Source organism: Myxococcota bacterium (assembly GCA_035498015.1).
In the GTDB taxonomy this organism is placed as follows: Bacteria; Myxococcota_A; UBA9160; order SZUA-336; family SZUA-336; genus VGRW01.
The window spans coordinates 1-6,752 of record DATKAO010000234.1 but is presented as its reverse complement, the minus strand read 5'-3'; the positions used below and the strand labels follow the sequence as shown (position 1 = coordinate 6,752).

The 6,752-nt window shown below is 69.2% G+C and carries 6 protein-coding genes; 4 read left to right on the top strand and 2 right to left on the bottom strand.

Going from position 1 to position 6,752, the window contains the following annotated elements; all coding sequences use genetic code 11:
* Positions 1-1,085, bottom strand: a 1,085-nt coding sequence (locus VMR86_20895; GenBank protein ID HTO09521.1) for an acyl-CoA dehydrogenase family protein, incomplete at its 3' end; no start/stop codon positions are given.
* A 30-nt stretch (positions 1,086-1,115) separates the two neighbouring features.
* On the bottom strand, positions 1,116-2,342 hold the full coding sequence (locus tag VMR86_20890; protein HTO09520.1) for an acyl-CoA dehydrogenase family protein: 1,227 nt from the start codon (positions 2,340-2,342) through the stop codon (positions 1,116-1,118).
* Positions 2,343-2,544: 202 nt separating this feature from the next.
* On the opposite strand from VMR86_20890, the gene ccoN reads away from it, so the two are divergent.
* The 4 genes from ccoN to ccoG are packed head-to-tail and all read left to right on the top strand — an operon-like array spanning position 2,545 to position 6,586.
* Positions 2,545-3,984 carry a cytochrome-c oxidase, cbb3-type subunit I gene (ccoN, locus tag VMR86_20885; protein HTO09519.1) on the top strand — a complete coding sequence of 480 codons (1,440 nt, stop codon included), beginning with the start codon at positions 2,545-2,547 and terminating at the stop codon, positions 3,982-3,984.
* Between the two features lies 1 nt (position 3,985).
* A complete protein-coding gene (gene ccoO, locus VMR86_20880; protein HTO09518.1) occupies positions 3,986-4,699 on the top strand; it encodes a cytochrome-c oxidase, cbb3-type subunit II in 714 nt (237 codons plus the stop codon).
* The gene (locus VMR86_20875; GenBank protein HTO09517.1) at positions 4,696-5,265 is read left to right on the top strand and encodes a c-type cytochrome; all 570 of its coding nucleotides are present in this window, start codon (positions 4,696-4,698) and stop codon (positions 5,263-5,265) included. Before ccoO ends, VMR86_20875 begins: the two co-directional genes overlap by 4 nt.
* 7 nt (positions 5,266-5,272) lie before the next feature.
* The gene (ccoG, locus tag VMR86_20870) at positions 5,273-6,586 is read left to right on the top strand and encodes a cytochrome c oxidase accessory protein CcoG (GenBank protein ID HTO09516.1); all 1,314 of its coding nucleotides are present in this window, start codon (positions 5,273-5,275) and stop codon (positions 6,584-6,586) included.
* The last annotated feature ends 166 nt before the right edge of the window (positions 6,587-6,752 follow it).

Sequence of the window (6,752 nt, the reverse complement as noted above, 5' to 3'; positions counted from 1 at the left end):
TGGTGGGCGGAGTCGCCGAACAGGAGCTCACTCGCCTTCGCGCGCTTGAAGTACAGGTGCGGCGCGGCTTCCCAGGTGAAGCCCATGCCGCCGTGGATCTGGATGTTGTCGGCTGCGGCGTGGAAGTAGGCCTCGGAGCAGTAGGCCTTGGCGAGCGCGGCGGCTTCGACGAAGTCCGGCTCGTTCGCCGCGGCGATGAACAGGGCGTTCGCCGCGGCGGACTTCGCCATCTCGACCGAGACCAGCATCTCGGCGCACTTGTGCTTGATGGCCTGGTAGCTCCCGATCGGGCGGCCGAACTGGAGCCGGCTCTTCGCGTACTCGGTCGCCAGCTCGAGACACTTCTGCGCCCCGCCGACCTGCTCGGCCGCTAGCGCCGCGCACACGAAGGCCAGCGTGCGCTCGAACTGCGCCGTCTGGTCGCCGCTCGAGATGCGGGTCGCCGGCGTGTTCGCGAAGCGCACGCGCGCGAGCTTGCGGGTGAGATCGAGCGGCGGGATCGCGCTGCGCGAGAGACCGGCCGCGCCGGCGTTCACGCGCAAGAGCTCGAGACCCGCGTCGCTGCGCGCCACCACCAGGAGCACGTCGGCGGCGAGCCCGTCGAGCACCAGCGTCTTCTCGCCGTCGAGCGTGACGTTCGGGCCGGCGCCCTTGGCGCGCAGCGTGATCCCCGCGAGATCCCAGCGGCCGTTCGGCTCGGCGTGCGCCACGCTCACGATCGACGCCCCCGAGGCGATCTTCGGCAGGAGCTCCTTCTGCGTGACTGCGTCGGCGCAGGAGAGCAGGGTCTGCGCCGCGAAGACCGAGGTGCCCAGGAACGGCGCGCACAGCAGCGCGCGGCCCATCTCCTCCATCGCGATCAGGAGCTCCACCGCGCCGAAGCCCGCGCCGCCGTGCTCCTCGGGGATGATCAGGCCGACCAGGCCGAGCTCCTCGGCGAGCTGCTTCCACACGTCGGGCTCGAAGCCGCGCTCGCTGACCATGGCCGCGCGCACGGCCTTCTCGTCGGAGCGCTTGGCCAGAAACGCGCGCAGGGTCTGGCGCAGTGACTCGTGCTCATCGGTGAAGACGAAATCGGCAGGCATGTCTCCCTCGCTCCCTCTAGCGCAGCGCGCTCACGAGCGCGGCACGTCCTTCCACGGCACGTCCTTGTCGACGCGCGGGTCACCGGGCAAGCCGAGCACGCGCTCGCCCAGGATGTTCTTCATGATCTCCGAGGTTCCGCCCTCGATCGAGTTCGCGCGCGAGCGCAGGAACTGATACTTGGCGAGGCCCTCGAGTGACCGGCTGTCGAAGCCGCTCTGGCGCAGCTCGTAGCCCGCCTCGAACGCCAGGCCGTCGGGTCCGAGCACGTCGATCGCGAGCTCCCACAGGCGCTTGTTGATCTCGGCCTGCGCGAGCTTGCCCACCGAGCCTTCGGGCCCGGGGTTGCCCGAGCGCTGCGCCGCGCGCGCGCGCTGGTTGGTGATGCGCAGCAGCTCGTTGTCCATCCACGCGCGAGTCACGCGGTCGCGCAGGATCACCTCCTGGGCGGCGGACAGCGCGCCCGGCTTGCGCTTCTGCCACAGCTGCACGACCTGCGAAATCGCGCCCGCGCCCTTCTTCTTGGCGCCGCCGCCGCCGATCGCCACGCGCTCGTTCATGAGCGTGGTGATCGCGACGCGCCAGCCCTGGCCTTCCTTGCCGAGCATGTTCGCGTGCGGAATGCGCACGTTGTCGAAGAACACCTCGTTGAACTCGGCCTCGCCGGTGATCTGATACAGCGGCCGCACGCTGACTCCCGGCGTCTTCATGTCGACGATGAAGTACGAAAGACCATCGTGCTTCGGCACGTCCGGGTTGGTGCGCACGACCAGCATGCCCCAGCTCGACAGGTGCGCGACCGAGGTCCACACCTTCTGGCCGTTCACGATCCAGTGGTCACCGTCGCGCACGGCGCGCGAGGAGAGACCCGCCACGTCGGAGCCGGCGCTGGGCTCGCTGAACATCTGACACCAGATGTCCTCGCCCGAGAAGATGCGCGGCAAGTGGTACTTCTTCTGCTCCTCGCTCGCGTACGTGAGCACCGTGGGCATGCCCATACCGATGCCGATCGTCGCGACCAGCGGGTCGTGGTGCACGACCTTCGAGTGTTTCGCGATCTCGTCGTACACGGTCACCTGCTGCTTCGGGCTGATGCCCAGGCCGCCGTGACCCACCGGGAAGTGCACCATCGCAAGTCCGTGCTCGAACTGCTTGCGGCGGAAGGTGATCGAGTCGGTCCTCTCCGGGTGCACCTCGGCGAGCAGCTTGCGTACGCGCTCGCGCAGCTCGGCCTCGGGCATCTCGCGCAGATCGGCCATGGGGTCTCCTTCGGAAAGGGAGCGCCATTGTACGCGGACGGACAGGGGCAGATCCGGGTGCCCGGCCAGGCTGGCACCGGCCGCGATTGAGGCAAGCCGCCGCGCTCTGCCGCGAATGACCCCACCTGCAGCTGTGGCGCCGGGCGCGAGCGCCCCTCGCGCGGTATGGCCGTTGCACTGCCGGCCGCGCCGGAGGCAACGGATGACGGAAGCAGGGGACGACGAGACCTACGACATGGGTGTGGTGCGGGGCTTCGCGCTCTCCGCGCTCGTCTGGGGCATCGTCGGCATGGCGGTGGGGCTCGTGATCGCGTTGCAGCTCGCCTGGCCGCAGCTCAACGTCGGTCCGTACTTCCACTTCGGGCGCCTGCGGCCCGTGCACACCAACGTCGTGATCTTCGGCTTCACGCTCGGCGTGGTGTTCGCGGGCAGTTACTACGCCGTGCAGCGACTGTGTCGCGCGCGCCTGCCGTCAGACTTTCTCGCGCGCCTGCATCTCTGGCTGTGGAACCTCACGCTGGTCGCAGCGGGAATCACCCTGGTACTGGGTCACACCAGCTCCAAGGAGTATGCCGAGCTCGAGTGGCCGCTCGACATCGCGGTCGTCGTGATGTGGGTCATCTACGGCGTGAACTTCTTCGGCACGATCGCGCGCCGGCGCGAGCGCGGCCTGTACGCAGCCCTGTGGTTCTTCGGCGCGACCGTGATCACGATCGCGATGCTCTACATCTTCAACAACCTCGAGCGCCCGGTCAGTCTCTGGAAGTCGTACTCGATCTACGCGGGCGTGCACGACGCGAACATCCAGTGGTGGTACGGACACAACGCCGTCGGCTTCGTCCTGACCACGCCGATCCTGGGCCTCATGTACTACTTCCTGCCGCGCCAGGCCGAGCGCCCGATCTACTCGCACCGGCTCTCGATCCTGCACTTCTGGTCGCTGATCTTCGTGTACATCTGGGCGGGGCCGCACCATCTCCTGTTCTCCCCGCTGCCCGACTGGACTCAGTCGTTGGGCACGGCGTTCTCGATCATGCTGCTGCTGCCCTCGTGGGGCGGCATGCTGAACGGGCTGCTGACCCTGCGTGGCGCTTGGCACCGCGTGGCCACCGACCCGATCCTCAAGATGTTCGTCGTGGGACTCACCTTCTACGGCATGAGCACCTTCGAGGGGCCGATGATGTCGATCAAGACGGTGAACGCGCTGTCGCACTTCACGAATTGGACGATCGCGCACGTACACGCGGGCGCGCTGGGCTGGGTCGCGCTCACCTGTTTCGCGACTCTGTACTACCTCGTGCCACGCCTGTGGCACACGCAGATCTGGAGCCAGCGGCTGGTCGAGACGCACTTCTGGGTGGCCACGCTCGGAATCGTCCTCTACGTGACTCCCATGTGGATCTCGGGAGTCACTCAGGGGCTGATGTGGCGGGCCGTGAATCCTGACGGGAGCCTCACCTACACGTTCGCCGACAGCGTGGCGGCGATCCGCCCCTACGACATGATTCGCGCCGGTGGCGGCGCGATCTTCCTGACGGGCGCGCTGCTCATGTTCTGGAACGTGATGATGACGATCCGGCAGGGCTCGAGCTCCGTGCCGGAGCCGATGGCCGTCCCGGCTGCGGCCGTGGAAGGACGCTGAGATGGCCTTCGAGTGGCATCGCAGGCTCGAGAGCAACGCCGTCTTGCTGTCGATCCTGACCTTCCTGGCGGTGGCGGTGGGCGGGCTCGTGCTCTTGATCCCGCCGCACTTCCTCGCGGGCACAATCGAGCCGATCGCCGGAGTCACTCCGTACTCGCCGCTCGAGCTCGAGGGACGCGACATCTACATCCGTGAAGGGTGCAACGTGTGTCACAGCCAGGAGGTCCGGCCCTTCAAGACCGAGACCGACCGCTACGGCGCGTACTCACTCGCCGGCGAGGGCGTGTACGACCGCCCGTTCCTGTGGGGCTCGCGCCGGACCGGACCCGACCTGGCGCGCGTCGGGGGCAAGTACCCGCCATCGTGGCACTGGCTGCACTTCCACAACCCGCGCGACGTGGAGCCGCGCTCCAACATGCCTGCCTTCGCCTTTCTGGCCGAGCGCGAGCTCGACCTCTCCGACACGGGCCGCAAGCTCGAGGTGCTGCGTTCGCTGGGTCACCCGTACAGCGACGCCGATGTCGCGGGCGCCGAGGCCTCGGCGCGCGCGCAGCAGGCGGAGATCGCCGCCAAGCTGCGCGCGGCCGGGATCGCCCTGACTCCCGTCCAGGAGCGCTGCGAGACCCTTGCGGTCATCGCCTATCTCGAGACGCTCGGACGCGCCGTCCGCGGCCAGAACGCCGCCGAGCTCGCGGTGGGTGGAGGCGCGCAATGAGTGACTCGGACCCCGAGATTGCAGAGCTGCCGCTGCCCGATCGGAGCCCTCGCGACGGAATCGGCGAAGACGACCACCCGATCCCGCTCTGGTTCAACGCCGCCTGGGCGGCCACTTGGTTGATCGGGTTCGGCTACATCGTCTGGTACCTCGTGCTCTCCGACTGGTCGGCGCGCGGGCAGTGGGCCGCCGAGGTCGCGGCCGCGCGTGCCGCGGCCCCGGTGCACGCGCCGCCTCCGCTCCAGAACCCCTACAAGGGCGACGCCGCGGCGATCGCGGATGGCGCGCAGACCTTCGCCACGATCTGTTCTGCGTGTCACGGCCCAGAAGCGCACGGACTGGTCGGGCCCTCTCTGGTCGACCCGTACTGGAAGTACGGCGGGAGCGACGCGGAGCGCTTCACGTCGGTCACCGGGGGCCGGCCGGGTGGAATGCCTCCGTGGGGACCGCAGCTGGGCGACGAGAAGATCTGGAAGGTTCTCGCCTACGTCGACTCACTTCCCAAGGTGGGTCACTCGGAGTTCGGCGCGCCCGACTACGTTCCGCCGGCGCCGCCGGCGCCCTGAGTGCGTCGTGCTGGACGCTCGGCCGGTCCGGGGCTTCTTCCGCACGCTGCGCACGCGCGTCGACGCGCTGCTGATCGCCATCCTGTTCGTCGTGCCGTGGCTCGAGCTCGCGGGCGAGCCCGTGCTGCGCTTCGACGTGCCGCACCGGCGCTTCCACGTGGGCGGGATCGTGATCTTCCCGGGCGAGCTGGTGTTTCTGTGGCTGCTCGTGATCGGCCTGGCGCTCGCGCTGTTCTTCTTCACGGCGCTCGCCGGCCGGCTGTGGTGTGGCTGGGCCTGCCCGCAGACGATCTTCTCCGACCTGTTCGCGGGCGTCGCCCGGCGCATCCAGGGCTGGCGTGGCTCGAAGCCGCCCGCAAGAGTGAGTCGCGCGCGCGTCGTGGCGACTCACCTCGCCTGGCTGGCGATCTCGGCCGTGATCGGCTTTCACCTGGTCGCGTACTTCGTGTCTCCGCGCGAGCTCGCGGCGGCGTTCGCCCGGGCGAGCGCGACGCCGACCGAGCTCGCTTTCCTGGCGGTCGCGAGCGCCGTCGCCTATCTCGATTTCGCCTGGGTGCGCCAGACCTTCTGCAAGTACCTGTGCCCCTACGCCCGCTTCCAGAGCGTGCTGTTCGACCGCGAGACGCTCGTGGTCGCCTACGACCCGGCTCGAGGCGAGCCACGCGGCAAGCGGGGCAAGACCTCGGGTGACTGCGTCGACTGCGGACTGTGCGTCGCGGTGTGCCCGACCGGGATCGACATCCGCCAGGGGCTGCAGCTCGAGTGCATTGCCTGCACTCAGTGCATCGACGCCTGCGATGGCGTCATGGCGAAGCTCGGGCGTGCGCCCAAGCTGATCGGCTACCGGGCGTCGCTCGGGCGTCGCGTCCGGTGGCTGCGCCCGCGCGTCGCCCTCTACGGCCTCGCGCTGTGCGCCGTGGTGGCGGCTCTGGCCCTGCAGCTCGCCCGGCGCGTGCCCTTCGAGGTCTTCGCGAGTCACAACTCGACCAGCCTGTACTCCACGCTCGCGGACGGTCGGCCCGCGAACTCGTACACGCTGCGGGTGGAGAACCGCGACCGCTGGGCGCACCGCTTCGCGCTCGCGCTCGAGGCGCCCTCCGGCTTCGATCTGCTCGTCGGCGCGAACCCGATCGCAGTCGAGCCGCTCACGAGCCTCGAGCTGCGGGTCTTCGTGGCCGGACCGCGAAGCGCTGCGGCGAGTCAGCCGCAGGAGATCTGGTTCTCGGTCGCCGACACCGAGCGCGCGGCGCTGCTAGTGCGCCGGCGCGCCACCTTCTTGACGGCCGCAACGGGAGAGCACGATGGCCACGACGAGCATTGAGCACATGGCGCGCCGCTGGCCGGTCGGCCTGGCACTCACGCTGGGCGTGGGGCTCGCCGCGTCGCTCGCGTTCCTGGTGGTCGCGGCGAGTCAACCCCCGGACCGGATCAACGCCGACACCTGGCGCGCGGGCGATGAGTTCAACGCGGCGCAGGCGGCGCACGCG